24 protein-coding genes and 1 tRNA gene are annotated in these 25,416 nt (G+C 63.0%); 17 read left to right on the top strand and 8 right to left on the bottom strand.

Features of this window, described 5'->3' with window-relative positions:
- Position 1 precedes the first annotated feature (1 nt).
- Positions 2 to 814 (top strand): transglutaminase-like domain-containing protein, encoded by an 813-nt coding sequence (locus V1283_RS30915; protein ID WP_334390412.1) that lies wholly within the window; start codon positions 2 to 4, stop codon positions 812 to 814.
- Between the two features lie 157 nt (positions 815 to 971).
- Positions 972 to 1,370, top strand: a complete 399-nt coding sequence (locus tag V1283_RS30910) for a gamma-glutamylcyclotransferase family protein (RefSeq protein WP_334390411.1) — start codon at positions 972 to 974, stop codon at positions 1,368 to 1,370.
- Positions 1,371 to 1,429: 59 nt separating this feature from the next.
- Here the strand turns inward: V1283_RS30910 and V1283_RS30905 are convergent, their stop codons facing one another.
- Positions 1,430 to 1,996, bottom strand: a complete 567-nt coding sequence (locus tag V1283_RS30905; RefSeq protein WP_334390410.1) for a chlorite dismutase family protein — start codon at positions 1,994 to 1,996, stop codon at positions 1,430 to 1,432.
- A 210-nt stretch (positions 1,997 to 2,206) separates the two neighbouring features.
- Between V1283_RS30905 and dnaG the strand changes: the two genes are divergently transcribed.
- The 3 genes from dnaG to V1283_RS30890 all read left to right on the top strand — a co-directional run bounded on the left by dnaG (position 2,207) and on the right by V1283_RS30890 (position 7,122).
- The gene (gene dnaG, locus V1283_RS30900) at positions 2,207 to 4,213 is read left to right on the top strand and encodes a DNA primase (protein ID WP_334390409.1); all 2,007 of its coding nucleotides are present in this window, start codon (positions 2,207 to 2,209) and stop codon (positions 4,211 to 4,213) included.
- A 395-nt stretch (positions 4,214 to 4,608) separates the two neighbouring features.
- On the top strand, positions 4,609 to 6,735 hold the full coding sequence (gene rpoD / locus V1283_RS30895; RefSeq protein ID WP_334390408.1) for an RNA polymerase sigma factor RpoD: 2,127 nt from the start codon (positions 4,609 to 4,611) through the stop codon (positions 6,733 to 6,735).
- A gap of 6 nt (positions 6,736 to 6,741) precedes the next feature.
- A complete protein-coding gene (locus V1283_RS30890; RefSeq protein ID WP_334390407.1) occupies positions 6,742 to 7,122 on the top strand; it encodes a thiol-disulfide oxidoreductase DCC family protein in 381 nt (126 codons plus the stop codon).
- Between the two features lie 245 nt (positions 7,123 to 7,367).
- On the opposite strand, the gene V1283_RS30885 is transcribed toward V1283_RS30890, so the two are convergent.
- On the bottom strand, positions 7,368 to 7,604 hold the full coding sequence (locus V1283_RS30885) for a hypothetical protein (protein WP_334390406.1): 237 nt from the start codon (positions 7,602 to 7,604) through the stop codon (positions 7,368 to 7,370).
- A 246-nt stretch (positions 7,605 to 7,850) separates the two neighbouring features.
- Between V1283_RS30885 and V1283_RS30880 the strand changes: the two genes are divergently transcribed.
- Positions 7,851 to 8,699: a DUF817 domain-containing protein gene (locus tag V1283_RS30880; protein WP_334390405.1), complete on the top strand. Its 849-nt coding sequence runs from the start codon at positions 7,851 to 7,853 to the stop codon at positions 8,697 to 8,699.
- Positions 8,700 to 8,707: 8 nt separating this feature from the next.
- On the opposite strand, the gene V1283_RS30875 is transcribed toward V1283_RS30880, so the two are convergent.
- The 3 genes from V1283_RS30875 to V1283_RS30865 form a co-directional block, all read right to left on the bottom strand.
- Positions 8,708 to 9,682 carry a Bug family tripartite tricarboxylate transporter substrate binding protein gene (locus V1283_RS30875; protein WP_334390403.1) on the bottom strand — a complete coding sequence of 325 codons (975 nt, stop codon included), beginning with the start codon at positions 9,680 to 9,682 and terminating at the stop codon, positions 8,708 to 8,710.
- A gap of 187 nt (positions 9,683 to 9,869) precedes the next feature.
- The gene (locus V1283_RS30870; protein ID WP_334390402.1) at positions 9,870 to 11,456 is read right to left on the bottom strand and encodes a hypothetical protein; all 1,587 of its coding nucleotides are present in this window, start codon (positions 11,454 to 11,456) and stop codon (positions 9,870 to 9,872) included.
- Between the two features lie 48 nt (positions 11,457 to 11,504).
- Complete coding sequence (locus tag V1283_RS30865; RefSeq protein WP_334390401.1) at positions 11,505 to 12,449, bottom strand: OmpA family protein; 945 nt, start codon at positions 12,447 to 12,449, stop codon at positions 11,505 to 11,507.
- Between the two features lie 261 nt (positions 12,450 to 12,710).
- Here V1283_RS30865 and V1283_RS30860 point away from each other — a divergent pair, with 261 nt between their 5' ends.
- Positions 12,711 to 13,466: a lytic murein transglycosylase gene (locus V1283_RS30860; RefSeq protein WP_334393232.1), complete on the top strand. Its 756-nt coding sequence runs from the start codon at positions 12,711 to 12,713 to the stop codon at positions 13,464 to 13,466.
- A gap of 207 nt (positions 13,467 to 13,673) precedes the next feature.
- A complete protein-coding gene (locus tag V1283_RS30855) occupies positions 13,674 to 14,480 on the top strand; it encodes a lytic murein transglycosylase (protein WP_334390400.1) in 807 nt (268 codons plus the stop codon).
- 149 nt (positions 14,481 to 14,629) lie between these two features.
- Here V1283_RS30855 and V1283_RS30850 read toward each other — a convergent pair whose 3' ends face one another.
- Positions 14,630 to 15,472: an SDR family NAD(P)-dependent oxidoreductase gene (locus V1283_RS30850; protein ID WP_334390398.1), complete on the bottom strand. Its 843-nt coding sequence runs from the start codon at positions 15,470 to 15,472 to the stop codon at positions 14,630 to 14,632.
- 152 nt (positions 15,473 to 15,624) lie between these two features.
- Here V1283_RS30850 and V1283_RS30845 point away from each other — a divergent pair, with 152 nt between their 5' ends.
- The 4 genes from V1283_RS30845 to V1283_RS30830 all read left to right on the top strand — a co-directional run bounded on the left by V1283_RS30845 (position 15,625) and on the right by V1283_RS30830 (position 19,385).
- Positions 15,625 to 16,023, top strand: a complete 399-nt coding sequence (locus V1283_RS30845; RefSeq protein WP_334390397.1) for a response regulator — start codon at positions 15,625 to 15,627, stop codon at positions 16,021 to 16,023.
- A gap of 68 nt (positions 16,024 to 16,091) precedes the next feature.
- Positions 16,092 to 16,709, top strand: coding sequence for a LysE family translocator (locus V1283_RS30840; protein ID WP_334390396.1), 618 nt, complete (start codon positions 16,092 to 16,094; stop codon positions 16,707 to 16,709).
- Between the two features lie 698 nt (positions 16,710 to 17,407).
- The gene (locus tag V1283_RS30835; protein WP_334390395.1) at positions 17,408 to 18,640 is read left to right on the top strand and encodes a GGDEF domain-containing protein; all 1,233 of its coding nucleotides are present in this window, start codon (positions 17,408 to 17,410) and stop codon (positions 18,638 to 18,640) included.
- A gap of 121 nt (positions 18,641 to 18,761) precedes the next feature.
- Positions 18,762 to 19,385 (top strand): peptidoglycan recognition protein family protein, encoded by a 624-nt coding sequence (locus tag V1283_RS30830; RefSeq protein ID WP_334390394.1) that lies wholly within the window; start codon positions 18,762 to 18,764, stop codon positions 19,383 to 19,385.
- A gap of 282 nt (positions 19,386 to 19,667) precedes the next feature.
- Here V1283_RS30830 and rpoH read toward each other — a convergent pair whose 3' ends face one another.
- Positions 19,668 to 20,567, bottom strand: a complete 900-nt coding sequence (gene rpoH, locus V1283_RS30825; protein WP_334390393.1) for an RNA polymerase sigma factor RpoH — start codon at positions 20,565 to 20,567, stop codon at positions 19,668 to 19,670.
- A 215-nt stretch (positions 20,568 to 20,782) separates the two neighbouring features.
- Positions 20,783 to 21,811, bottom strand: coding sequence for an RluA family pseudouridine synthase (locus tag V1283_RS30820; RefSeq protein WP_334390392.1), 1,029 nt, complete (start codon positions 21,809 to 21,811; stop codon positions 20,783 to 20,785).
- On the opposite strand from V1283_RS30820, the gene V1283_RS30815 reads away from it, so the two are divergent.
- The 5 genes from V1283_RS30815 to V1283_RS30795 all read left to right on the top strand — a co-directional run bounded on the left by V1283_RS30815 (position 21,810) and on the right by V1283_RS30795 (position 24,765).
- Entirely contained in the window at positions 21,810 to 22,148 is a 339-nt protein-coding gene (locus V1283_RS30815) for a hypothetical protein (protein WP_334390391.1), read from the top strand. The genes V1283_RS30820 and V1283_RS30815 overlap by 2 nt on opposite strands.
- A gap of 134 nt (positions 22,149 to 22,282) precedes the next feature.
- A tRNA-Glu gene (locus tag V1283_RS30810) sits at positions 22,283 to 22,357 on the top strand.
- A 176-nt stretch (positions 22,358 to 22,533) separates the two neighbouring features.
- Positions 22,534 to 24,087 (top strand): DEAD/DEAH box helicase, encoded by a 1,554-nt coding sequence (locus V1283_RS30805; RefSeq protein WP_334390390.1) that lies wholly within the window; start codon positions 22,534 to 22,536, stop codon positions 24,085 to 24,087.
- Between the two features lie 13 nt (positions 24,088 to 24,100).
- Positions 24,101 to 24,346, top strand: coding sequence for a 3'-5' exonuclease (locus tag V1283_RS30800; RefSeq protein WP_334390389.1), 246 nt, complete (start codon positions 24,101 to 24,103; stop codon positions 24,344 to 24,346).
- A gap of 20 nt (positions 24,347 to 24,366) precedes the next feature.
- On the top strand, positions 24,367 to 24,765 hold the full coding sequence (locus V1283_RS30795) for a hypothetical protein (RefSeq protein ID WP_334390388.1): 399 nt from the start codon (positions 24,367 to 24,369) through the stop codon (positions 24,763 to 24,765).
- Positions 24,766 to 25,416: the final 651 nt, after the last annotated feature.

Genomic DNA, 25,416 nt, shown 5'->3' with positions numbered 1-25,416 from the left:
CATGGAGATCAAGGTCGGCTTCGAGATTTCCTATGCGGCCGCCCAGCCGACGCCGATGGTGATCATGCTCTCGATCCATCCGTCGCGCTTTGCCGACATCGTCGGCACCGAGCAGATCACAGCCGGGCCCGACGTGCCAATCGGCTTCTACCGCGACGGCTTTGGCAATGTCTGCGGCCGCCTCGTCGCGCCCGCCGGCGGCGTGACGCTGCGGGGCGATGCGCTGGTGCGCGATTCCGGGCTGCCGGATGCAGTGGTGCCGACCGCGCAGCAATTGCCGATCGATCAACTGCCCGATGACGTCCTGCAATATCTGATGCCGAGCCGCTACTGCGAGACCGACAAGCTCACCGATATCGCCTGGTCGCTGTTCTCCAACACGCCGCAGGGATGGGCGCGGGTGCAAGCGATCGTCGACTTCGTACACAACCACGTCACCTTCGGCTATGAGCACGCCCACCACATGAAGTCGGCGCATGACGTCTACGCGCAGCGCGCCGGCGTCTGCCGCGACTTTGCCCATCTGGCGCTGACCTTCTGCCGCTGCATGAATATCCCGGCGCGCTACTGCACCGGCTATCTCGGCGACATCGGCATTCCTCGCGATCCCGCGCCGATGGATTTTTCGGGTTGGTTCCAGGTCTATCTCTCCGGCCAGTGGTACACTTTTGACGCGCGCCACAACGTCCCCAGGGCCGGCCGCATCCTGATGGGCACCGGCCGCGACGCCGCCGACGTCGCGCTGACCACGAGCTTTGGCCGGATGGATCTGGTGAAGTTTTTGGTGATCAGCGACGAGGTGGTGCCGGCCTAACCCCGTCATTGCCTGCGACAAACGCGAAGCGTTTGCGCAAGGGAGCGTCAGCGACGACTTGTCCGCCGTAGCTCAAAGAGCGAAGGCGGAAGCAATCCATGCCGCTGCCTGCCGCGCTATGGATTGCTTCGCTTCGCTCGCAATGACATAGAAAGCCATGATTTCAGATCGTCTCTTCGTCTACGGCACGTTGATGCGCGGCTTCGACCATCCGATGGCGCAGCTATTGTCGCGCAGCTCTGATTTTCTCGGGACCGCCACCTGCCGCGGCCGGCTCTATCTCATCAAGCATTATCCGGGGCTCGTGCTCTCGGACGATCCTGCGGAGGTCGTGTTCGGGGAATTGTACCGCCTGCGCGATCGCGACGCCTTGCTCGGCGAGTTCGACATGTACGAGGCCTGCGGCGAAGGTTTTCCGGCGCCGACCGAATATCTCCGCCGCATGCTGTCCGTGACGCACGCGGACGGCGCGGCCGGCGAGGCGTGGACCTATGTCTACAACTGGCCGGTCACCGGCCTGCCGCAGATCGCCTCGGGCAAGTTTCTGGAGAACTAACGCGCTTTCAAGCGAAGTGGATACCGGTTCGCGTCAAGAAACGCGTCAAAACAAAAGCTCTACCCCGCGTCCAGCCGCTCACGCTCGACGCGGATATCCACCTCGCGCTCGACATAATTCCATTCCTCCGTCGCGCGCAGCATCGCCACCAACTCCTCGAACGCGTCCGCATGCGCGGGCACGAACTCGAACCAGGTCAGGAAGTCGAAGGGCTCGCCGAGGTCGCGGCAGTGATAGAGCTGGCGGGCGATCGCGGGCAGATATTTCAGGCTGCCCGCGATGTGGTTCGACCTGTCCTCAAAGATCTGCCGCCGCTCTTCCTGCGTCAGCTCCCACCAGGCCGCCGATTTCTTGATCGGGATCAGCGCCGCGCAGGTCGCATCGGGGCGGCCGAGCGGCGCCTGCGCTTCGATCAGCTGATTCTTCTCGGCGCGCTCGGTGTAGCGGACATGGCTGGCGACGCCGGCCAGCCGCCACGAGGTGAGCGAGGGCAGGATCGGCAGCGCGATCGAGGCGGAGTAGACCGACGACAGCGCCGGCGTCCGCGCCAGCGACGCGCCCTTCACCGGCGCCAACCGCGTCACCCGCCACGCCCCGCTCTGTCCGCCCCTGAACACCGTGAACATGGGGAGATGGAAGCGCGGAACCGGGCACGATTCAAGGCTCCTGCTGTCATTCCGGGTTCGCTGCTACGCATCGCCCTCAGGTGCGCAATTGCGCACCGGGGAATGACGGAGCCTGTGAATAACGGCGAGAATCCCAACAACCGTCGTATTTTAACGGCCAGTCCCTATATCCATGATCGGTTCGCCTCGCGACTCAGGCCCAATTCATCCATGCGCTTCACGCCCCAATTCCTCGAAGAGCTGCGCGCCCGGCTTCCGGTTTCGGAAGTCGTGGGCCGCCGCGTCAAGCTGAAGAAGGCAGGACGGGAGTTTAAGGGGCTGTCGCCATTCCAGCAGGAGAAGTCGCCCTCGTTCACGGTCAACGACCAGAAGGGCTTTTACCACGACTTCTCCTCCGGCAAGCACGGCGACATCATCTCGTTCCTGATGGAGACCGAGGGCGTCGGCTTCGCGGAAGCCGTCGAGCGCCTCGCTGCGATGGCCGGCATGGCGCTGCCGGCGGCTACTCCCGATGCCGCGCGGCACGAGCAGCGCCGCAAGACGCTCCATGACGTGATGGAGCTCGCGGCAAAATTCTTCGCCGATACGCTCGCCTCGCGCAATGGCGCCAAGGCGCGCGGCTATCTCGGCGACCGTGGCATTTCGCCGGCGACGCAGCTGCAGTTTCGCCTGGGCTATGCGCCGCCGGATCGTTTTGCGCTGAAGGAGCATCTCGGCGCGCAGGGCATTTCGACCGAGGACATGGTGGAAGCCGGGCTGCTCGTGGCGGGCGAGGACAAGCCCGTGCCCTTCGATCGGTTCAGGGATCGCGTGATGTTTCCGATCACGGATGCAAGAGGCCGCGTCATCGCCTTTGGCGGCCGCGCGCTGGAAAAGGACGTTCCCGCAAAATACCTGAACTCGCCGGAAACGCCGCTGTTTCACAAGGGCGACAATCTCTACAACCTTTCGACCGCGCGGCAGGCGACGCATAACGGCTCGCCGTTGATCGTGGTCGAAGGCTATGTCGACGTCATCGCCATGGTCACCGCGGGCTTTGGCGGCGCCGTCGCGCCGCTCGGCACGGCGCTCACCGAAAACCAGCTCGCGCTGCTCTGGAAGATGGCGGACGAGCCAATTCTCTGTTTCGACGGCGACCGCGCCGGCCAGAAGGCGGCCTATCGCGCCGCCGATCTGGCGCTGCCTGCGCTCCTGCCGGGAAAGAGCCTGCGCTTTGCATTGCTGCCCGAGGGACAGGACCCCGACGATCTCGCGCGCTCCGGCGGACGCGTTGCGATCGAGGAAGTGATTTCAGCCGCGCGGCCGCTGGTTGACATGCTCTGGTCGCGCGAGATCGAGGGCGGCAGCTTTGCCACGCCCGAGCGGCGCGCCGCGCTGGAGGCGCGGATTGGCGAACTCAGCAAGGGAATTCGCGATGAGGTGGTGCGCCGCCATTATCGCGACGATCTCGCCGATCGCCTGCACCGCGCCTTTGCGCCGCAAGGTGGCGGCGGCTACGGCCGGGGTAATTTCCGGACCGGGCGGAGCGAATCACCCCGCGCGTTTGCCCCGCGTGGATCGGGCCCGGCCGGCCGATTCGCCCCCCGGGGCGGGCGCGGCCCGGGGGCGGGAGCAGCCCCCGCGATCTCGCCCGGCCCCTACCAGGCGGCCAGCCCGCAGCTCGCGACCAGCCCGATCATGCGTGGCCAGCGCAGCGCGATGTCCCGCCGCGAGGCGCTGATCCTGCAATCCCTGATTAACCACCCCTGGCTGTTGCACGACCATCTGGAGGAAGTGGCCGCCCTGGAACTGGCCCATCCCGAGGCCAACAAGCTCCGCGCCGGCATTATCGCGGCCTTCGCCAACGACCATCACCATTCCCCTGACGTCGAGGAGCAGGCCGAGAAAATGCGGGCCGATCTCGATGCGCGCGGATTAAACGAGGTTCTTCAAAGGGTTGAGCGGGCGATCACAACCTCGGCCGTGTGGGGCACCAAGCCCGGCGCGGCGCGGGAGGATGTTTTGGCCACCTGGCAGCAACTCGTTGTCTTGCATCAGAAAACGCACGCCCTACTTAGGGAGAAGAAGGATGCCGAGCTGGCATTGGGCGAGGAGCCCAGTGAGGCCAATATGGCATGGCTGAGGGACGTCAGCGCCCGGCTGGAGTCGGTCGATGGTACGGACGCCCTGATCGAGGGTTTTGGCGAGCTTTCGGGCCGGTTCCGGAAGAGCGTGTGAGATAAAAAAATGATGCGGATGGCGGCGGCCGTGCCCGCAAAAAGACTCGCCAAATCCATGGTTTGGCGGCAAAAACAGGGTTAAGCGAAGCTTAATGGTCCGAGGGTTACTTTAACGGCGCCGAAGGGCTATTGGCATAACACCGGCGATGGCGGGTTAAAGGGGTGGCGACGTCTGCGCCGCCCCTTCCGCGTCGTGAGCATGCGGAATACTCAGGGGCACGGGCGTGATCCGGAAAAGTGGATACCGGTTTTCCGAAACGATCACGCGCTAAGAGCAAGGATCTAGCGGGTTGGCTTTTTCAAACAAAAGACATCCTGCCGACGACATCAGTAATTCAGAGGCGGGTGGCGCGCAACGCCATCTCGCACGAGCGCGTTTCGGGAGCTTGATGAATGGCCACCAAGGCAAAGACGCTGCAGGTTAAAGACAAGGAAAAAGACGACAAGGCAGCGGACGCCCCTGAAAAGGATTCGGCCGACGCGCCGTCGCCGTTGCTCGACCTCACGGATGCCGCGGTCAAGAAGATGATCAAGCAGGCCAAGAAGCGCGGCTTCGTGACCTTCGATCAGCTCAACGAAGTGCTGCCCTCCGACACCACCTCGCCCGAACAGATCGAGGACATCATGTCGATGCTCTCTGACATGGGCATCAACGTGTCGGAAGCCGAAGAGGCCGACGCCGACGAGGAAAAGGAAGAGGCCGACGACGACACCGACAACGAGCTTGTCGAGGTCACGCAGAAGGCCGTCACCGAGGTCAAGAAGTCCGAGCCCGGCGAGCGCACCGACGATCCCGTCCGCATGTATCTGCGCGAGATGGGCACGGTGGAATTGCTGTCGCGCGAAGGCGAAATCGCGATTGCAAAACGCATCGAGGCCGGCCGCGAGGCGATGATCGCGGGCCTGTGCGAAAGCCCGCTGACCTTCCAGGCCATCATCATCTGGCGCGATGAACTCAACGAAGGAAAGATCTTCCTCCGCGACATCATCGATCTCGAAGCTACCTACGCTGGCCCCGACGCCAAGAACAACATGAACCCGGCGATGATCGCTGGCCCCGGTGCTGACGCAGCTCCCGCTGGTGAAACCAATGGCGCGGCCGCGCCTGCGCACGTCGCCCCACCTGCCGCGCCGCCGTCTGCGACGCCGTTCCGCGCCGCGCCCGCGTCTGCGCCCGGTGGCGACACCGAGGAAAAGGATCCGGCCGAGGCCGCCGCCGAAGGCGACATGGACGACGACGAGTTCGAAAACCAGATGTCGCTCGCCGCTATCGAGGCCGAGCTGAAGCCGAAGGTAGTCGAAACCTTCGACAAGATCGCCTCCGAATACAAGAAGCTGCGCCGTCTTCAGGAGCAGGATATCGCCAACCAGCTGCAGAGCGAGTCGCTGTCGCCCTCGCAGGAGCGCAAGTACAAGAAGCTGAAGGACGAGATCATCGTCGAGGTGAAGTCGCTGCGCCTGAACCAGGCGCGTATCGATTCGCTCGTCGAGCAGCTCTACGACATCAACAAGAAGCTCGTCTCGTTCGAAGGCCGCCTGCTGCGCCTCGGCGACAGCCACGGCGTCGCGCGCGAAGACTTCCTGCGCAACTACCAGGGATCGGAGCTCGATCCGCGCTGGCTCAACCGCGTGTCAAAACTTTCGGCCAAAGGTTGGAAGAATTTCGTCCATCACGAAAAGGACCGCATCAAGGAATTGCGCCACGAGATCCAGTCGCTGGCGGCGCTCACTGGTCTTGAGATCGGCGAATTCCGCAAGATCGTGCACGGCGTGCAGAAGGGCGAGCGCGAGGCGCGCCAGGCCAAGAAGGAAATGGTCGAGGCCAACCTCCGCCTCGTGATTTCGATCGCCAAGAAGTACACCAACCGCGGCCTGCAGTTCCTCGACCTGATCCAGGAAGGCAACATCGGGTTGATGAAGGCGGTCGATAAATTCGAATACCGCCGCGGCTACAAGTTCTCGACCTACGCCACGTGGTGGATCCGGCAGGCGATCACCCGCTCGATCGCGGACCAGGCGCGCACCATCCGCATCCCCGTGCACATGATCGAAACGATCAACAAGATCGTGCGCACCTCGCGCCAGATGCTCAACGAGATCGGCCGCGAACCCACGCCTGAAGAGCTCGCCGAAAAGCTCGGCATGCCGCTGGAAAAGGTGCGCAAAGTCCTCAAGATCGCCAAAGAGCCGCTCTCGCTGGAGACGCCTGTCGGCGACGAGGAAGACTCGCACCTCGGCGATTTCATCCAGGACCCGAACGTGGTGCTGCCGATCGATGCGGCGATCCAGTCCAACCTGCGCGAAACCACCACGCGGGTTCTGGCATCATTGACCCCCCGCGAAGAACGCGTGCTCCGCATGCGCTTCGGCATCGGCATGAACACCGATCACACGCTGGAAGAAGTCGGCCAGCAATTCTCGGTGACCCGCGAACGTATTCGCCAGATCGAGGCGAAGGCGCTGCGCAAGCTGAAGCATCCGTCGCGGTCGCGGAAGCTCCGGTCGTTCCTGGATAACTGATCGATCATGACGGGGCAGCGCCTTGTTGTCTGGTACAACACGCGCTGCCCCGTTTGCGATGCCGGCATCGACTGGCAACGCAACAAGCTGGTGGCCGCCGTTCGCGCGGGCCACATCTCCTTCAAGGACATCAACGAAGAACCCGACGCGCTTGCATCATACGGAGCGTCGCTCGACGACGTGCGCCGGCGCCTGCACGCGACGGATGAGACCGGCCGCCTGATCGTCGGCGCCGACGTTGCGATCGCGACATGGCGGACAACGCCGGGCGAGCGATGGCTGGCCTCGCTGTTCGGCAATCGCCTGACGCTGCCGGTCACGCGGTTTGTCTATGACCGGTTTGCCGACCTGCTGTTTGCCTGGAATAAGCGGAAGGGGCGTTGGTGAGGGCCACCGTTGCTCTCGAATGGCCTAAAGCACTTGATTTTAGGTCGATGCATGCGCTCGCACTATCTCCGTCATCTCAGGAATAAGCGCACTTGCGCTTATTCCGAAGGTGCGAGCGAAGCGAGCCTCGAAGGATGAGCGGCCCGTGGCCGTCGCCCTTCGAGGGCCGCGCTGCGCACGGCCACCTCAGGGTGACGGATCACATTGATTCAAGCTTGCTTCATCAGGCTTTAGACCACGGCGTCTTATTTCTTCTTCGCGCCAACCCTACTGATGCTCTTGATCGCCAGCGGCGTGCGGCCGGATTTCCCGGCGATCTCGCGGTCCTGCTCCATGATGTATCCGCGCGCCGGCTCGTCGCCGTCGAGCCCGCCGAGCAGCTCGGAAGGCACGCGCCGGTTGGAGCGCTGCGAGTCGTCTTCATAGACGACGTTGAAAAAGGCAAATTCGCCTTTGGGATTGGTCCCGGGTTTCTTGGCCATGGGCGGCTTTTCTTCGATCAGGGCGACGTTGTCAAAGCAAAATAGCGGTGCGCAAGAACAGCGCATGGACTAAGCGGAATCTGCAAATATTTGCCAATTTTGCACCGCGTTCCGCCGCCATCGTCGATGGCATGCATCGCCCCCCGGACCGCAAGCCCGACACCTCGAAAATCCAGCCAAGCGCCGCCGCCATCTGGCCGCCGCTGCGCCCCTTCATCGCGGGGCGAATATCGGCTCGGCCGTTTCATGGCGAGGGGCCGCTGGACATCGGCGCTTTACGAATTTTTTCGCTTCGGCGTGAAGCAGGGCTGGGCCTGCCTGTTCGGCGGGATCGCTGTTTTCCTGATGATCGCCACCTGGTGGTTCTATCCGGCGACCGCGTGGCTTCCGCGTTACGACTTTCTGTTTCTCTGCATGATCACGGTTCAGGTCGCGCTGCTCGCAGGGAAACTGGAGACACCGGACGAAGCAAAGGTGATCCTGATCTATCATTTCGTCGGCACCGTGATGGAGATCTTCAAGACACAGGCCGGCTCCTGGATCTACCCGGAGCCGAATTTCTTCCGGATCGGTGGCGTGCCGCTGTTCTCCGGCTTCATGTATGCATGCATCGGCAGCTATCTCTGCCGTGCGTGGCGGCTGTTCGATTTCGAGTTTTCCGCTCACCCGCGGCGCCTCGGCCTGGCCGTGCTCAGCGTCGCGATCTACGTCAATTTCTTCAGCCACCGCTTCATGCCGGACCTGCGCTGGCTGCTGTTCGCTCTTGCCGGCTGGCTGTTCTTCCGCACCCGCGTCTATTTCAGGGTCTGGCACGGCCATCGCTCGATGCCCCTGCTGCTCGGGCTCGTGCTGGTATCCATCTTCATCTGGTTCTCGGAAAACATCGGCACATTTACAAAAACCTGGCTCTATCCGTCGCAGCGGCACGGCTGGTCGATGGTCTCCTTCGACAAGTTCGGCTCCTGGTTCCTGCTGCTGATCATCAGCTACACGCTGGTGAGCCTGGTCAACGCGCCGCGGGAGAGGCGCGGGGATGAGCATGCGGCCGGGCGTCCAGCCGGAACTGGCAAGGTGCCGACGGAAGCGTCCGCCTGACGCTGCGGCTAGTCGATTTCGAGGTTGTTCTTGCGGCCAATCTCGCTGACATCGTTGATATAGGCGCTCATGGCTTTCGCAAATATTTCAGGCTTTCCGCCGACGATTTCGAAGCCGTTCGCCGTCAGGGCCTTGATCACTTCCGGCTCCGCGAGCGCGATATTCGCTGACCTGTTGATGCGGTCGACGACCGCCTGGAGCGTTCCGGCCGGGGCGACGAAGCCCGACCATGCGTAATACTCCGCAGTGTAGCCCAATTCCTTGAGCGTCGGCGCGTCCGGAAATGCAAACCACCGCTTGTCGCCGGTCGTCGCCAGAACGCGCAGCGTGCCGGCCTCGACATGGGTGCGGATGATATTCGACGCGGCGAAATCGACCTGGCCGGAAATGAGATCCTGAATCATCGGAGCCTCACCGCGATAATGCACGGCCTGCATGGGCGTCTTGCTGGCCTGCGCGAGCATGAGGCCGATCAGATGGGATGTGTTGCCGGGGCCGGGGGAGCCGTAGTTCAGAGATTTTGACTCTCCGCCGGCGCCCCGCACCAGGTCGGCCAGCGTCTTGTACGGGGATTCGCTGCGGACCACGATCGCCAGCGGCGCCCGCACCGCCATCACGATGGGCACGAAGTCCTTTATCGCGTCGTAGGAAAGCGATCTCTTCAACGCCGGCAACAAGCCGTGGGTGGCTGCGTTGACGTAAAGCAGCGTGTAGCCGTCCGGTGACGCGCGCTTGACGTTTTCGGACGCCAGAATTCCACCGGCGCCACCCTGGTTCTCGACGACCAATGTCTGTCCCAGATTGTCGCGCATACGATTGGTCACGACGCGCGCAGGCGTATCGGTGACGCCGCCGGCCGCAGCCGGAACGACCACCTTGATTGGGCGATCCGGATAGGTCTCGGTTGTCTGAGCAAGTGCGCCGCCCGTCAGCGCCGCGACAATTGCCGCCACCGCGGTTGCCCCGATGGTGCCTCTTCGCATGTTGCTTCCCCCTCTGGATTTTTCTTGTTGCTTGCGCCGGGCCTCACGATACGCGGATAGGATCCGACGGCAGAGTACGCCAGACCAGAGTAGCCAACATCGCAGCCTTGAGAAGAGGATAATTCAACCGTGCGGCCTGCCCGCGGCCGGCGGTGTGACGAAACGGCCGAACGGAATTCGAAAAAATTCAATCGCATGCCGGATTTTTGGCATCCGCGACCGTGAGGAAAGTGATCGTGGCCGGCGCGATCTCGACCGAACCCGGTGGCGATGTCACCGCGGCAAACTGCGGAAGCTCGTCATTCGGACCGAGCTCCAAAGCCGTTCCATTCAGTTTCACGCTGGCGCTTTGCAGATCATCCGCCGACAGCGTGTAACGCTCGCTGGTCACGGGCAATCGCAAGGTGGCGGCGATTGTCCTGTCGGTATTGATCGCAAGCAGCGCGACGGCCCCGCGGGCGCCTCGCCGGCAATGTGCGTAGAGGTACATCCCATGGTACACGCCGGCGTCGAGAATAATGGTGCCCATCAGCCTGCGCCAAAGCAGCGCCGCCCAGTAGTTCGGCCGCGGCCGCAACGTCGCCTCATCGAGCAGGCCGTAATCACTTGCGGCAAACGTGTTGTGCGCCACCATCTGAACGCCGGCTTTGGCAAGCCGGCCAAGCTGATCGAGATATCGAAAGGTATCGAGGAAACTCGAAGCCCAGGGATTGCCGCCGCAAGCTGCCTCGGCGGTTTCGGTGAGCCACATCGGCTTGCCAGGTGCAAACTCGTCCCGGAGCGATTGGTAGAACGCGAGCGTCTGGCCCGTGCTGGCCAGCCACCTTTCCGAAAGCGCGGCCTCGGGCGTGGTCTGCCCCGGAATTCCGGAGCATCGTTGCGAGAGCGCGCCGTAGTGATGATAGGAAAACGCGTCGATGCCCGGGCCGGATGCGACGAGCAGGTCGCGCGTGCTGATGAAATCGGCGCTGGACTGCGGGGATGATGGCGACGCCATTGTTTCGCCGATCGAACCGGGGCCCAGAACCATCACGTCCGGCTCGCTCGCCCTGATGAACGCCACAAAGGCCTTGAAGTCCCGCCCGTAAGCCGCCGCGTCGTATCCTTTGGGCGCGCCGCCCATGGCGGCCAGCGTCGGCTCGTTCATGAACTCAGCGGCGGCAATTCTGCCGCCGACGGATCTGGTATAGGCGAACAAGCGACGCGCCTGATCGCTCTGCCATTGACCTGCCGCGTTGCGGGCACCGGGGCTGGTTGCCATCGAGGTCACGATCTCCGCGTTAACCGCGTGGGCAAAGTCGATGACAGCTTTCCAACGTTCGCGGCTTAGCACCGCGCGGAAGCCGTTCGGCGGTGTGGAGGGCGCCTCATCGCTTTCAGCAAAGTAGGTGCTATTGGCCCAGGTGCCGCTGACGCGCATGTAGGCCGGCGCCAGAGCGGCAGCCAATCTGCGCAGTCGAGGGTTCGACAGGTCGATAGGCTCCCGATACGCGTAGAGGTCTGGATTGCCGCCCACCGGGACGTTCCCGGGATTATCAGCGCCGCGCGATGACGGCGCTGAAGCACTCGCCCTGTAAGGCTTCCAGAACCTTCCGCCGGTGACCTCGACCATTTCAACGTTGTACGATTGAAAACGCGCGTCGATGGTACCGAGACGCGGCAATCGTGAAGGGTCTAGAGCAAGCGTCGGCGCTTGGGCGGCCGCATTCTGGATTGCCGTCAGCGCGGCAATCACAATTCCCATTCCGACCTTGAAACCACTGGACCTGGTCATCGCCATTGTCCTTGGAGGCCAAAGCGGGCGTACGCCCACGCATTGATGCTACGGTGCGACCAACTCCACGCGGCGGTTCAACGCACGGCCGGCCTCGCTGCCGTTCGAGCCCACCGGCGCAAGGAAACCCACGCCTGCGGTACGCAACCGCGCCTGCACAATGCGAAAATTCTTCACCAGTTCCGCCGCCACCGCTTCGGCACGCCGGCGCGACAGATCGAGATTGTAGTCGTAGGCGCCCTGGTTGTCGGTGTGGCCGACGATGAAGACGTTGAGCTGCGGCTGGCCGGTCAGCAGTTTTGCGATCTGTTCGAGCGTCGGGCGGCTTTCGGGTTTCACCACCGCCTTGTCGGTGTCGAAATAGATGCCGTAGAGCGCGATGTGGCCGGCCTCGCCGAGGCCTTTGGCCATTGCCGCGGCGTCCACCATCTTGTTCTCGATCGCGCCGAGTTCGGCGACGACGAGCTGCGCATAGATATCGCGGTTGTTCTCGCTGACGATCACGCTGGCATAGGTCTCGCGCCCGCCTTCGGTCTTGCGTCCCGCAAAATAATGATAGTTGAAGCCGTCCACCCACATCTGCGGGATCGGCAGCGCGTCGACGGCTTCGGAGAACGGAATTGCGCCGCAGGCATCGGTGTCGCAGGCCAGCAGCGTTTCGAACCCGGCCTTCGCCAGTTGGGTCTCGAAATTGCGTGACACCTCCAGGATCGAGGGGCCGGGATTGGTGCGATAGGCGACGCGGGTGATGCGTCCCTCCAGCCGCCGCGCATCCGTCGGCTGGCCGTCCTTGAACGCCGCCCCCTGCATCCGCGCCGCGTCAAAATCCTTCACCTGATATCCCGTGATGACGCTGCCGCCGAACCGGCCGATGCCGGGATAATCCCGTGCGCCGGCCACGTCGCGCGTCTGCGCGGAAGCGTTCGTCATCGCGCCGAGCGAGAAGGTCAGCAGCAGGAGGATCGGTCTCAACAATCTGCGTGGTGAGGTCATGGTAAATCCATTTCTTCGAGAAACGATCGATGGCGGAGGGGGCGGAATGACGTACGACACGTAAAGGTCGCGACGGGGGATCGCCCGGTTCAAATGAGCCGCAATCATGGCCGTTTTCGGGGAGATTCTACCCCCTGCGTTGGCCGCCACCCTCGAAGCGCGGCCAAGGACGTGCTAGAAGCCGATGCTTATTTGCAGTGCTCTCTCAGGAATGGCTTTTCCATGCTCCGCATCGCATTTGCTTTCAGCGCCACCCTGGCAATGTTCGCATGCTCCACCTCCCAGGCCCACGCCGCCCAATGCGGCAGTTCGTCCGCCGGCTTTGCCGCCTGGAAGCAGGAATTCGCTCGCGAGGCGCAAGCAAAGGGCGTCAGTGCCTCGACCATCCAGGCCCTGATGGCGACGAACTACGCGCAGGCGACCATCAATGCCGACCGCGGCCAGCGCAGTTTCAATCTCTCGCTCGATGCGTTTCTCGCCAAGCGCGGGGCCACGACCATCGTCTCACGTGGCCGCTCGCTCAAGGCGTCGCAGGGCGCGCTGTTCGCCTCGATCCAGCAGCGCTACGGCGTGTCGCCGGGGCCGCTGCTTGCCATCTGGGGCATGGAGACCGGCTTCGGCAGCCAGCGCGGCAATCAGAACATGCTCGCCTCGATCGCGACGCTCGCCTATGACTGCCGGCGCTCGGAATATTTCACCGAGCATCTTTACGCGGCGCTGCAATTGATCGATCGCGGCGCGCTCTCGCCGTCGCAGCGCGGCTCCATGCATGGCGAAGTCGGCCAGACCCAGTTCATGCCCAAGGCGATCCTGGCCTACGGCACCGGCAATCTCGAAAACTCGGCCAACGCGCTGGCCTCGACCGCGAATTTCCTGAAGGCCCATGGCTGGCGCGCCGGCGCGGGCTACCAGCCGGGCGAGCCGAATTTTGCAGCGATCCAGGCCTGGAATGCCGCAGGCGTCTATCAGAAGGCGATCGCGCTGATGGGCCGCCAGATCGATGGCGGTGGCGAGTAGGGGGCTCGCGCCACCAGTCGTGCCGTCGTCCCTGCGAAAGCAGGGACCCATAACCACAGGCGGCAATTGTTGAAGCCAAGCCGTCAACCCTTCGGCTTAAACAACATCGGCCGCGGCGTATGGGTCCCTGCTTTCGCAGGGACGACGAAGGTTTCGCGCCCCATTTTCCCATGGCATGATCGGGGTGAGAGCTAACAAGGGATTCGCATGCGCATGTTTCGTTGGGCCATTTTCCTCAGTGCCGTCATCATCTCCACCCCAACCTACGCCGCCCGCTGCGGCGGCGATTTCAACACCTTCGTTTCCGCGATGTCGCAGGAGGCCGCGGCGGCCGGCGTTTCGCAAGCGGTGATCGGCCAGGCGTTTGCCGGCGTCACGCAGGACCCCGCGGTGCTGGCCTTCGACCGCCGCCAGCGCGGCACCTTCAACAAATCGTTCGAGCAATATGTCTCGACCCGCGTCGGCCCCGGCCGCATCAACATCGGCCGGCAGATGCTGCTGCGGCACGGATCATTGCTGGCGCGCATCGAGCAGAAGTTTGGCGTGCCGCCGGAAATCGTGGTCGCGATCTGGGGGCTGGAGAGCGATTTCGGCAAGGGCGACATCGGCAAGATGCCGGTGATCCGCACGCTGACGACGATGGCGCATGATTGCCGTCGCACTGAATTGTTCCAGGGCGAGTTGCTGGCGGCGCTGAAGATCGTGGAGCGCGGCGATCTTCCCTTGCGCGACCTGATCGGCGCCTTCGCCGGCGAAATCGGCCAGACGCAATTTCTGCCGTCGTCCTACATCAAATACGGCGTCGATTTCGACGGCAACGGCCATGTCGATCTCCGCCACAGCGTGCCCGACGTGCTCGCCTCCACCGCGAACCTGCTGCACTCGAGCGGCTTCAAGGGCGGCGCGCCATACGGCGAGGGCACCGCGAATTTCGAAGCCATGCGCGAGTGGAACAGGGCGACCATCTACCGCAAGACGATCGGCTATTTTGCGGATCGGTTAGTCGGGCGGTAGCTCTGTCCCTCCTCATTTCGAGCCGTCATCACCCGCGAACGCGGGTGATCCAGTAGTCCAGAGACAGTCGCAATTGAACCGGGAAGCCGCGGCGTACTGGATCCCCGCCTGCGCGGGGATGACATTGGTGCGCGCGACGGCACCGCCTTCTATTTCGAGTGCCGACCCATCTTCTCGATCCGCTTCGCCAGCACCGACCAATACGTCGCCGGGCGAAATCGCTGTAACAGATCCATGAACCACGCATCGTTGCCGATCAGAATGCGCGGCTGGTTTTTCTCGATGCCGGCAATGATGCGCTGTGCTGCGAGCGGCGGCGTGGTTTTCGCGATCGAGTCAAAGCGGTCGATGGATTCGGCACGGCGGGCATTGTCGGTGATGCCGCTTCCGGTGCGGGAGTTGCGCACAATGTTGGTCAGCACCCCGCCGGGATGCACCACCGACAGCTTCACCGGACTGTTCGCCATCGCCAGCTCATGCCGCAGGCTTTCCGAAAAGCCGCGCACGGCAAACTTGGCCGCGCAATACGCGGTCTGGCCCGGCGGCGCGATGATGCCGAAGATCGAGGAGAGGTTGACGATATGCGCCTCGCGCTGTTGCGAAAGGTGCGGCAGGAACACGCGGGTGCCGTGCACCACGCCCCAGAAATTGATGTTGATCAGCCATTCCATTTGCGCCTGGTCGACCTCGTTGAAGCTGCCCATCAGGGCTACGCCGGCATTGTTGATGACGATGTTCAGCGAAGGGTGGGTGGCAATGGCGGCTTGCGCGAATTCCTGGATCTGGGTGGGCTCGCCGACATCGACGCGGTGGGTCGATACCTTGCGCGCGCCGGCTTTGCCGATCTCGGCGGCCACCTGCTGCAGCCCCGCCTCGTCGCGGTCGGCAAGCGCCAGGTCGCAGCCGCGCGCGGCCAGCTGCAGCGCGAGCGCGCGGCCGATGCCGCTGGCGGCGCCGGTCACGGCGGCCGCACTTCCGGATATTGCAGTCATTGGTATCGGGCTCCTTGCAGCGATGAAAAAGAAGGCGGGTTCCGCAACTTTCGCAAATTGGAACCGAACCTTAAAGCGGTTTCCGCGCTTAACGTCGACTACCCGACAGAAAGTGGCATCGCCAATGCGACGTGAATCCTGAGGAGGCTCACATGGGACATTCAAAACCCAATCGTCGCGCAACCGCCCTTATCGTCGAAGACGATCCGATGCAACGGGATATGATTTGCCTATTGCTGGAGGAAAGCGACGTCGATGTCATCGAATGCGAAAGCGCGGAGGCCGCGGAGCTGGTGCTCGAGCGCGCCGCCGGCAGTCTGGTTTTGATGATGACCGACGTGCAGCTCGCCGGCAACATGGACGGCGTCGAGCTCGCGCACATCGCCAGGAAGTACAACCCCGACATCGGGGTGATCGTCACCTCGGGCAAACCGCTGCATCAGGAATTGCCCGATGGCGTCCAGTTCTGGGCCAAGCCGTGGGCGCCGCTCGACGTGATCCGGGAGGCGGAACGGATGGTGCATGAAAGGCGGCATCACCGCGAAGGCTGACCGTGCGCGCGTTCGTGAAGGGCGGCGCCATGCTTCCACGCCCGGGGTTGGCGTGGTAATGGCTGACCATGACGCTGTCGTTCCTGTTGACCTCGCTGATCGTAGTCGCTTCCCCCGGCACCGGCGTGCTCTATACGCTGGCGGTGGCGCTGACATCAGGTGCGCGGCCTTCCATCGCGGCGGCGTTTGGCTGCACGCTCGGCATCGTGCCGCAGATGCTGGCCGCCATGCTTGGGCTGGCCGCGGTGCTGCATACGAGTGCCCTGGCGTTTGCCGCGCTGAAATGGTGCGGCGTGGTGTACCTGCTCTACATGGCCTGGCAGGCGTTGCGCGAGACGGGCGCGCTGTCGATCGACACGCGCCCCGCGGCCTCGGCGCGCTCCAGCCGGCGCGTCATCGTGACCGCCATCCTGATCAACATCCTCAATCCAAAGCTGTCGATCTTCTTCCTGGCCTTCCTGCCGCAGTTCGTCGCCGTCGACGAGCCGCACCCGCTGGCGCGGATGCTGGAATTGAGCACGGCTTTCATGGCGATGACGTTCGTGGTGTTCGCGGTCTACGGCCTGTTCGCAGCCTCCTTGCGCGACCGCGTCATCACCCGGCCGAAGGCGATGGCCTGGCTGCGCCGGAGTTTTGCCGCCGGCTTCGCCGCACTCGGCGCCAAGCTCGCGTTTGCGGAGCGCTGAAGTTCCGTAGCCCGGATGAGCGCAGCGATATCCGGGGCCGGTGCTTATGTCATCCCGGATGTCGCTTGCGCTCATCCGGGCTACATCTCGGCGCCATTCGCAGGAACGAAAAAGGCGGACCGAAGGCCCGCTATTCTCCAAATTGCACCCGGAGTTGGGAGCCCGGGCAGAGCTGAGCACTCCACCCGGGCCAAAATTCACTTCTTCTTCGACTTCTTGGCCTTCTTCGCCTTCTTCGCCTTCTTCGCTTTCTTAGCCATAGTATCCTCTCAAGGTTTCATGGATTGAACGCGACACCGAGGCATGCTTGGCGGAGGGCCAGCCTCGCAACATCCTCGATGACAATCCCACCAGATTCGGAGGCCGCTGCCGCGTGCCGTCATGGCGTTGTCATCACGTTATCCACAGTTGTTGTGCATTTTGATGTGATTTTTTGCCGAAACGCGCCTCGTCACCGCCGTTCGCATCGCGCGCATCATGCTTAACGATGTCCTGACGTCGACGATCTTCATCAATTCAAAACCACGGTTTGGATTGGCCGGCGGCAGTCAGGGTCCGTTAAGCGGCGCGGATGCACTTTGTTCCGCAAGACGACGGGGCAAGACAACGAGAATCGTCGTGGGAGAAAGCGCGAGGCGGAGGTCTCGAGCGGTCGTTAGACAACAGGGGAGACGGGACGTGCGCGTCCCGGGTTCGTGATGCTGAGCGTTCCGACGCTTTGGACGGTGTTCGTCATCAATTTTCTCGCGCTGGGCCTGATCTGGGCCTACGTCATGCGCAGCTATCCGTCGTTCGAAGCCGCGCGGTTCTGGACCGGTTCGGCATTCGTCGCTGCGGCCGGCGCGGCGCTGGCGATGCTGCGCGTGGTTTTCCCGGATTCGCTGGTACCGCTGCTGTTTGCCGGCACCGCATTGATCCTGGCGATCTGCCTGGCTGCGATGGGCATCCGCAAGTTCTTCAATCAGCCGGTTTCCTGGCGCGACACCCTGCTGATCACCGGGCTGGGCGTGGCCGGCCTGTGCTTCTTTACGTTCGTCCATGACAGCGTGCCGGCGCGAATGACCGTCTTTACGATCGCCCAGGCGCTGCCGATGCTGCGCAGTCTGAAGCTGCTGCTGTCGCGGCATGAGGGGCGCGTCAATCCGGGCGCCCGGCTGGCCGGCATCGTTACCATTCTCATCATGGCCATTTTCGTCGCCAGGTGGATCGGCGCGGTGACCACCATCGACGGCGGCGGCTTCTCCTACATGCATTTCAGCCCGGCGCAATCGGTCGTCATCCTGGTGCTGGTGTTCCTGTCGATGGCGCTGAATTTCGGCTTCCTGCTGATGGCGATGGACCGCCTGCGCAACGAGGTCGCGGATCTCGCGCTGCTCGACGATCTCACCGGCGTCGGCAACCGCCGCCATCTGCTGCAGCGCCTGACGGAAGAATGCGCGCGCTCCGAACGCAGCGGTCAGCCGTTCGCGCTACTGGTAATCGATCTCGACGGCTTCAAGGGTATCAACGATACCCATGGCCACGCTGCCGGCGACGCCTGCCTGCAGCATTTCACCCTGATGGCGCAGACCCGCCTGCGACCCGGCGACATGCTGGCACGGACCGGCGGCGACGAATTCTGCATCGTGCTGCCGTCATCGACGCTGCGCGAAGGCGCCATGATCGCGCGCCGCGTGCTGGAGGTCTGCCGTGCGGACGCCGAACAATGCGCCGGCAACGACATCCCGATCGCAGTCTCGATCGGCGTCGCGCAATGGGCCCGCGAGATGGGCGCCTATCCCGACCGCCTGATTGCGGCCGCCGACCATGCGCTCTACGACGCCAAGAAGGCCGGCCGCAACGGCTTTGCGACCTACGACCCGGCGCCGCCGCTGGTGCCCGACCCCGAAACACGGGGGCTATCGGATATGGGCCTGCGCAAGCGGGCCTAAAGCGTTTTCGAGCGAAGCATGCCCTCGGACTTGATCCGGGGGTGGCTACCGGTTCGTGTGAAGAAAACGCGTCGAACAAGGGCCGAGCGTGTTATTGAGGTCCGTCATCGGGCCGTGAGACATGAACCTTCGTGCACTTGCGCTGGCGGTTTGCGCCTTCGCATTCTCCGTATCCGCCTCCGCGCAAACGCCCGACCTCGCTATGATCGCGCGCTCGTCGGGCACACCCGATATTCCCGGCCTGAAGATGGTCTGGCTCGCGCCATGGGGTGACCTCGCGAAAGCCCATCCCTGGCGCAACATCATCGTGCACCAGACCGAAGGGCCGGCAGGCTCCGCGCGCGGCGGCGCGCAGGCGCAGTCGAAGAACCCGACCCGGCGCGGCGTCATGGTCTGGGTCGAAACCGACGGCACGGTGTACTGGGCGGTTGCCGAACATCTGGTTCCGACCCATGGCGACGGCGCCAACCGCAACGACAACAAGTATATCGACAACGGCCCGACTTATCGCCAGGTCGTCGGCAACAATTCGGTCGGCGTCGAATTCGCCGGCAATTTTCCCGACGTGACGCGCGGGCCTACTGAGGTGCAGATCGCGGCGTGGAAAATTCTCGTAAAAGTGCTGCGCGCGCGTTACGGCATTCCGCTCGATCGCGTCTATGCGCACAACTGGATCGACTTCAAGGACGCCCGCTATTGCGAAGGCTGCGCGCTCGCGACGATGGCGCGGGAGTGGGGGGAGTAGGGCGGGCACGCTCGACCCGCCGACCAGCATCGCGGATTATCTGCGGACGTATGATTGAGGGGCTCTCTCAACTCGTCGTCCCCGCGAACGCGGGGACCCATACGCCGCGGCCGTCGTAGTTGGAGATGAACGATAACTACCGGCGTGTAAAATCATTACCGCCGCGGCGTATGGGTCCCTGCTTTCGCAGGGACGACGACGCGCTTGTGAAGGCAACACCCCCAAAAACAAAAAGCCGGCGTTGCCGCCGGCTTTCGTCAATCGTTACCTCGACCAGCGCGATCAGTGCGCGGCTTCGAGTGCTTCCGCTTCCTGCCGGGCAATCGTGCCCTTGACGGCCGACTGCACCTTCTCGAAAGCGCGGACCTCGATCTGCCGCACGCGCTCGCGCGACACGCCGAATTCGGCGGCGAGGTCTTCCAGCGTCATCGGGTCTTCCGCCAGGCGCCGCGCCTCGAAGATGCGGCGTTCGCGCGGATTGAGCACACCGATGGCGCCGTTCAGCGCCTGCCGGCGATGATCGAACTCCTCGTGCTCGGCCATCACGGCTTCCTGGTTGGGCGAGTTATCGACCAGCCAGTCCTGCCATTCGCCAGCTTCACCGTCGTCGCGGATCGGTGCGTTGAGCGACGCGTCGCCACCGAGGCGGCGGTTCATGTCGACAACGTCCTGATTCGTCACGCCGAGGCGCTTGGCAATGATCGCTACCTGGTCGGGGCGGAGATCGCCCTCGTCCAGCGCGGAGATCTTGCTCTTCGCCTTGCGCAGGTTGAAGAACAGCTTCTTCTGGTTCGCGGTGGTTCCCATTTTCACGAGCGACCAGGAACGCAGGATGTACTCTTGTATCGACGCCTTGATCCACCACATGGCGTAGGTGGCGAGACGAAAACCCTTCTCGGGCTCGAACCGCTTGACCGCCTGCATCAGGCCGACATTGCCTTCCGAGACGACCTCGGAGATCGGCAGGCCGTAGCCGCGATAGCCCATGGCGATCTTGGCCACGAGCCGGAGATGGCTGGTGACAAGGTGATGTGCCGCGTCGCGATCGTCATGTTCGCGCCAACGCTTGGCGAACATGTATTCCTGCTGGGGCTCCAGCATCGGAAATTTGCGGATCTCGGCGAGGTATCTGGAAAGACCGGATTCTCCATTGAGAACCGGTAACGTAGCTGTACGGGCCATTTGAGCGCCCTCCAGTGGTTCAGGCCCCCGATAGCGGCGGGCCCGGCAGGTGATCGCTGTGTTAAAGCCGACCAGGCTGCGATGTTCCGCGCTGGATATTCAGCGCAGGTGCAACATAGCCGAAAACGAACAAATAGGGAAGGAATACTGACGTCACGTCACCGTGTGGCAGGCATAACCCATTGTCATGGCATCGATTTTCTGGAGGGGCTGCGTCATAGCGCCGCTTCCAGCGACCGTTGCAGGAGAAGCAAATCCTCCGGCAAAGCCGCCTCCCAATGCAAAAATTCCCCGGTTCGGGGGTGTTCCAGGGCGAGCAGATAGGCGTGCAGGGCCTGCCGGCCGAGTGCGGTGAGCGCATCCTTACCTTGGGTACCGAGCTGCCCGGCCTTGGTCTTGAAGTGTGGGCCATAGACGGCATCGCCCATCAGGGGGTGGCCGATATGGGCGAGGTGCACCCGGATCTGATGCGTCCGCCCGGTCTCGAGCTGGCAGGCGAGAAACGAGGCGACCGGCTTGCCGTCGCGCCCCTGATAGGTCGCCTGCAATTCCCAATGCGTGACCGCCTCGCGTCCGCCCGGACGCACCGCCATTTTTTCGCGGGCGTAGGGGTGCCGGTCGATCGGCGCGTTGACCGTGCCGCGCTGGCGGCCGGGCACGCCCCAGACGAAGGCCATGTAGCCCCGTTGCATCGGCCCGGTGCGGCCGTGGTCGGCGAATTGCGCGGTCAGCGACTGATGGGCATGATCGTTCTTGGCGACCACCATCAGCCCGGTCGTATCCTTGTCGAGACGGTGCACGATGCCCGGCCGGCGGACGCCGCCGATGCCGGAAAGGCTGGCACCGCAATGGGCGATCAGCGCGTTGACCAGCGTGCCGCTCTCGTGGCCGGCGGCCGGATGCACGACGAGGCCCTTCGGCTTGTCGATGACGATGATGTCGTCGTCCTCATAGATAATGTCGAGCGCGATATCTTCGCCCATAGGCTCCGGCGCCACTGCTTCGGGGACGTCGATTGTGATCGTATCGCCTCTCGCGACATGATAAGCGGGGTCGCGGATGGGGGCGCCTTTGGCGGTGACGGAACCGGCCAGAATCAGCGCTTTCAGCCGCGAGCGCGACAGTTCCGGGCGAAGCACCGCGAGCACGCGGTCGAGACGGGGCGAGCCCTCGTCGCCGCCGACGGTGACCTCCAGCCTTTGACCGCCGTTAGATAAGCCTTGTTCCAAAGCAGAGCCTTGCATGACCGATACCGTTGCGCCCGAACCGACCCCCGAGCAGGCCGCGCTGATGGCGCGGGTGCGGCGGATGATGCTGATCGCGAGCCTGACCTCGGCGCTGGCGGTGGCCGTGGTTCTGATCGCCGTCGGGTACCGTCTTTACCGTGGCGAGGGAAGCCCCGCCGCAGCCGCGACGGATATTATCGCGACCCTGCCCAAGGGCGCCCGCATCGTCTCGACGGCGGTGGCCGGCGAGCGGCTGGTGCTGACGCTGGATATAAGCGGCGTGACCGAAATCCGCACCTTCGACGCCAAAACGCTGAAACCGGCCGGAAAGCTCAAATTCGTCAGCGAACCCTGAAATCCGCGTTACCGGATGGCGCCGAGCGCCCGGTTCGACCGCGGACGCAGGGCAACACGTTTACCTAACGGGAATCAGACCCCTCAGACTTGCCTTGCCCACCGCGCATTTCGCGGCTATTCCCTGAGCCCAACGCTCCCTTCGTCTAGCGGTTAGGACGCGGCCCTCTCAAGGCTGAAACAGGGGTTCGATTCCCCTAGGGAGCGCCAGGGCTTCAGGACGCCGTCGCACGGGTGTTGAAGTCGCCCCGGCCCAAATTGGTCTTCCTGAAAAAGTCGCTGGGAGAACGATTGATTTGCGAAGGGGGCAGGCCCGTGAGCATTGGTCCAAAGCGTGTTGAGGTCACGTTAAGCCCTGAGCTGGCTGTCAACCTCTCGGCCGTTACATGGCAATCCTGATTCCCAGCCTGGGCTTCGCGCGCTTCGACACCCGCGGCGAGCTGCGACTCGCGGAGCGCCTCAAGGACTTCCTCGAAGAGAACGCTGTCGTTTGGCACAATCTCCCGGTAGGCCCTCGCAGCCGGCATCCGGACTTTATCATCGTTCACCCGGCGAACGGCCTGCTCGTGCTTGAGGTGAAGGACTGGCGCCTGGAGTCAATCGTGTCGGCCGACAAGGCAAAAGTCGAACTGCTTACGAGTCGCGGCATCGTGCGGGAGAGCAATCCCCTGGAGCAGGCTCGCAAGTACACGTTCGAGGTCGTGCGCACGCTGGAGCGGGATGGGCAACTACTGTTTCCGGCCGGTCACCGCTTCATGGGCCGATCCATCCTTCCGTTCGGCTTCGGGGCCGTATTCACCAATATCACGCGCAAGCAGTTCGATCAGACCGATCTCAAGGAGGTATTCGCCGAGCATCTATGTGTGTTCAAGGATGAAATGACGGAGGGCGCGGACCCTGAAGAATTCCGGTCCAGATTGTGGCGCATGGTTTATCCGCGTCTCGGAGAGCCTCTGTCGATGCCGCAATTCGACCGGCTGCGCGCGCTGCTCTTTCCCGAAATCCGCATACGACAGATTGCCCTGCCTCTGGACGAACCGATAGTGCCCGATCCATCCGACCGGACGCTTGCAGTCATGGACATGCATCAGGAGCAGATCGCGCGCAGCCTGGGCGAGGGACATCGAATTATTCGCGGCGTCGCTGGATCGGGCAAGACGCTGATCCTTGCCTTCCGCGCCGAGTATCTGGCGCGCGGGGCGACAAGGCCGGTGCTCATCCTGTGTTACGCCAATGGCATCGCGGGCCGACTCGAGGATGCCATGCAGAATCGGGGCGTGGAGCACCGTGTCCAGGTTCTTACCTTTCATGGTTGGTGTTACCGGATGCTGCGGACTTATGGGATTCCCGCCCCATCCGAGCGAGACTATCCCGACTACGCAAAGCGACTGGCTGCGAGCGTTTCGGAGGTCGTGAAGGCTGTCGATCAGGGGCATATCCCTATGGGGCAGTACGACGCCGTCCTGATCGACGAGGCACACGACTTCGAGCCGCAATGGCTCGCGCTTGCGGCCAAGATGGTGAACCCGCGTACGAAGGCGCTGATGGTCGTCTATGACGATATTCAAGCCATCTACCAGGGACGTGAGCGCCCGGTGTGGAAACAGCTTGGAATCGAAGCGACGGGCAGAACGACCGTACTGAAAGTCAACTACCGCAACACGGCCCAAATCGTTGCCTTTGCGCGACACTTCGCTTCAGACGTGATCGGCGCTCCGGGCACGACGGCCGATGATGAGCACCCTATCCTGTTGCCCGAAGATGCGGGTCGGCAGGGACTGGTGCCAGGCGTGCGGCAGTGTGTGAGCATCGAAGCAGAAGCTCACTGCGTCGCCGAGTGGTTTCTCGGGCGGAAAAAGGCGGGGTACGAGTGGCCGCAAATGGCTTGCCTTTATCCGGAGCATTGGGGAGCGGGTCGCTCAGGTACTCACCAGGCATGAAGTGCCGATCGATATGGCCAAGAACAACAAGAACAGAGTTTCGACGAAGCGTGTAGCCGTGCGGTTGTTGAGCATGCACACCGCGAAGGGGCTCGAGTTTCCGTGCGTCGCTATTGCAGGGTTGGGCTTGCTCGGCCGCCATGGCGAGGCGGTCGAGGAATGTGTTCGACTGACATATGTTGGGGTTACTCGGGCGACTCACGAGGCGCTTTTGACCTACTCAAGTGAGTCGGCGCTGGTGCAGCGGTTGATCGCGTAGACTGCGATAGGAGGAATCCTGTGACGAAAAAAACTTCGGGCTTGGATCCGTTGTGGATGTTTCGGTGGCCGTGGTCCGGCGACGTAGCTCAACGCATTGTAGCACCGTGGTTCTCGCCATCGCTTACGGTCAATTATGCTGGCGATCCCGCAGTAGAGGACCGGGTAGTTACGGAGGTTGCGAGCTATGGAAAACAGCTCGGCTGGCTTACGGAGATCGCGATCGCGTTGGCTAAGACGCAGCCAGTGCCCCCGGAAACGTTAAGCCGTTTGGAAAAGGCCGCGAAGGACATCGCCGTAATCAAAGAGCAGGTTGGCGTCTCCGCTGTCGAGGCAGCGAATGACGCACTCGATCGCCTGGAACGCCACGACCCGGCTCAATATCATAACCTGCTGCGCGAACGGCGAAGCGACAAATAGTCGAGAGATACGGTTCTTCAGGAGCAGGCCTAGCCCGGATGAGCGCAGCGACATCCGGGGGGCGGTCCATCCCGCATATCGCTGCGCTCATGCGGGCTACTCGCTCATACACGCAGTCTTCCGCTGACGTTCGGCGATATGCATTTGGCAAACATGCAGCAATTGCAATAAGCGAGAGATGCCGCGCTGTTGGGGAAATCAAATCACTTCATCTCTTCCAGAAGCTTTCGCGCTTCACCCCGCAATGCGTGAATCTGCCCTTGCTCGGCGAGCGCATCCTTGATCCACGAGCCGGATTAAGTGCACCGTAATCCGGGCAATCGCCTCTCAGGCGGTCCTCACGTGATTGTATTTGCGGAGTTCAGCCAGCCGTGCGTGGCAATACTGACGGTATGGTAAGCTGAAAAGTTTCCACATAATCGCACCCCGTTGTTTGATCGCGGACTTTGATATCTAGCCTCTGTTTGCGGAACGGCTTCGCGCGCTGGGGAAATGGCTTCGTGTGCGATGCAGCAGTCGTCATGTCGTCAGGATGCAGACGTGCCCGCCTATCCCATGATGTCCGTTCACTTGGTAGACCGGAAGTCGTCGTGGTCCGGTCAACCGACGCGATCGACCCGCACCTGAAGTCTCGCCCGAATATCACCAAGT

Origin of the sequence: Bradyrhizobium sp. AZCC 2262 (assembly GCF_036924535.1) — a bacterium.
Classification (GTDB): domain Bacteria; phylum Pseudomonadota; class Alphaproteobacteria; order Rhizobiales; family Xanthobacteraceae; genus Bradyrhizobium.
Note: the sequence above shows the minus strand (reverse complement) of the source record. Positions and strands in the feature narration are given on the sequence as shown.

Coding starts and splice junctions, on each gene's coding strand:
- V1283_RS30915 (WP_334390412.1), top strand. CDS start 2: ATGGAGATCAAGGTCGGCTTCGAGATTTCCTATGCGGCCGCCCAGCCG.
- V1283_RS30910 (WP_334390411.1), top strand. CDS start 972: ATGATTTCAGATCGTCTCTTCGTCTACGGCACGTTGATGCGCGGCTTC.
- V1283_RS30905 (WP_334390410.1), bottom strand. CDS start 1,996: ATGTTCACGGTGTTCAGGGGCGGACAGAGCGGGGCGTGGCGGGTGACG.
- dnaG (WP_334390409.1), top strand. CDS start 2,207: ATGCGCTTCACGCCCCAATTCCTCGAAGAGCTGCGCGCCCGGCTTCCG.
- rpoD (WP_334390408.1), top strand. CDS start 4,609: ATGGCCACCAAGGCAAAGACGCTGCAGGTTAAAGACAAGGAAAAAGAC.
- V1283_RS30890 (WP_334390407.1), top strand. CDS start 6,742: ATGACGGGGCAGCGCCTTGTTGTCTGGTACAACACGCGCTGCCCCGTT.
- V1283_RS30885 (WP_334390406.1), bottom strand. CDS start 7,604: ATGGCCAAGAAACCCGGGACCAATCCCAAAGGCGAATTTGCCTTTTTC.
- V1283_RS30880 (WP_334390405.1), top strand. CDS start 7,851: ATGGCGAGGGGCCGCTGGACATCGGCGCTTTACGAATTTTTTCGCTTC.
- V1283_RS30875 (WP_334390403.1), bottom strand. CDS start 9,682: ATGCGAAGAGGCACCATCGGGGCAACCGCGGTGGCGGCAATTGTCGCG.
- V1283_RS30870 (WP_334390402.1), bottom strand. CDS start 11,456: ATGACCAGGTCCAGTGGTTTCAAGGTCGGAATGGGAATTGTGATTGCC.
- V1283_RS30865 (WP_334390401.1), bottom strand. CDS start 12,449: ATGACCTCACCACGCAGATTGTTGAGACCGATCCTCCTGCTGCTGACC.
- V1283_RS30860 (WP_334393232.1), top strand. CDS start 12,711: ATGTTCGCATGCTCCACCTCCCAGGCCCACGCCGCCCAATGCGGCAGT.
- V1283_RS30855 (WP_334390400.1), top strand. CDS start 13,674: ATGCGCATGTTTCGTTGGGCCATTTTCCTCAGTGCCGTCATCATCTCC.
- V1283_RS30850 (WP_334390398.1), bottom strand. CDS start 15,472: ATGACTGCAATATCCGGAAGTGCGGCCGCCGTGACCGGCGCCGCCAGC.
- V1283_RS30845 (WP_334390397.1), top strand. CDS start 15,625: ATGGGACATTCAAAACCCAATCGTCGCGCAACCGCCCTTATCGTCGAA.
- V1283_RS30840 (WP_334390396.1), top strand. CDS start 16,092: ATGACGCTGTCGTTCCTGTTGACCTCGCTGATCGTAGTCGCTTCCCCC.
- V1283_RS30835 (WP_334390395.1), top strand. CDS start 17,408: ATGCTGAGCGTTCCGACGCTTTGGACGGTGTTCGTCATCAATTTTCTC.
- V1283_RS30830 (WP_334390394.1), top strand. CDS start 18,762: ATGAACCTTCGTGCACTTGCGCTGGCGGTTTGCGCCTTCGCATTCTCC.
- rpoH (WP_334390393.1), bottom strand. CDS start 20,567: ATGGCCCGTACAGCTACGTTACCGGTTCTCAATGGAGAATCCGGTCTT.
- V1283_RS30815 (WP_334390391.1), top strand. CDS start 21,810: ATGACCGATACCGTTGCGCCCGAACCGACCCCCGAGCAGGCCGCGCTG.
- V1283_RS30820 (WP_334390392.1), bottom strand. CDS start 21,811: ATGCAAGGCTCTGCTTTGGAACAAGGCTTATCTAACGGCGGTCAAAGG.
- V1283_RS30805 (WP_334390390.1), top strand. CDS start 22,534: ATGGCAATCCTGATTCCCAGCCTGGGCTTCGCGCGCTTCGACACCCGC.
- V1283_RS30800 (WP_334390389.1), top strand. CDS start 24,101: ATGGCCAAGAACAACAAGAACAGAGTTTCGACGAAGCGTGTAGCCGTG.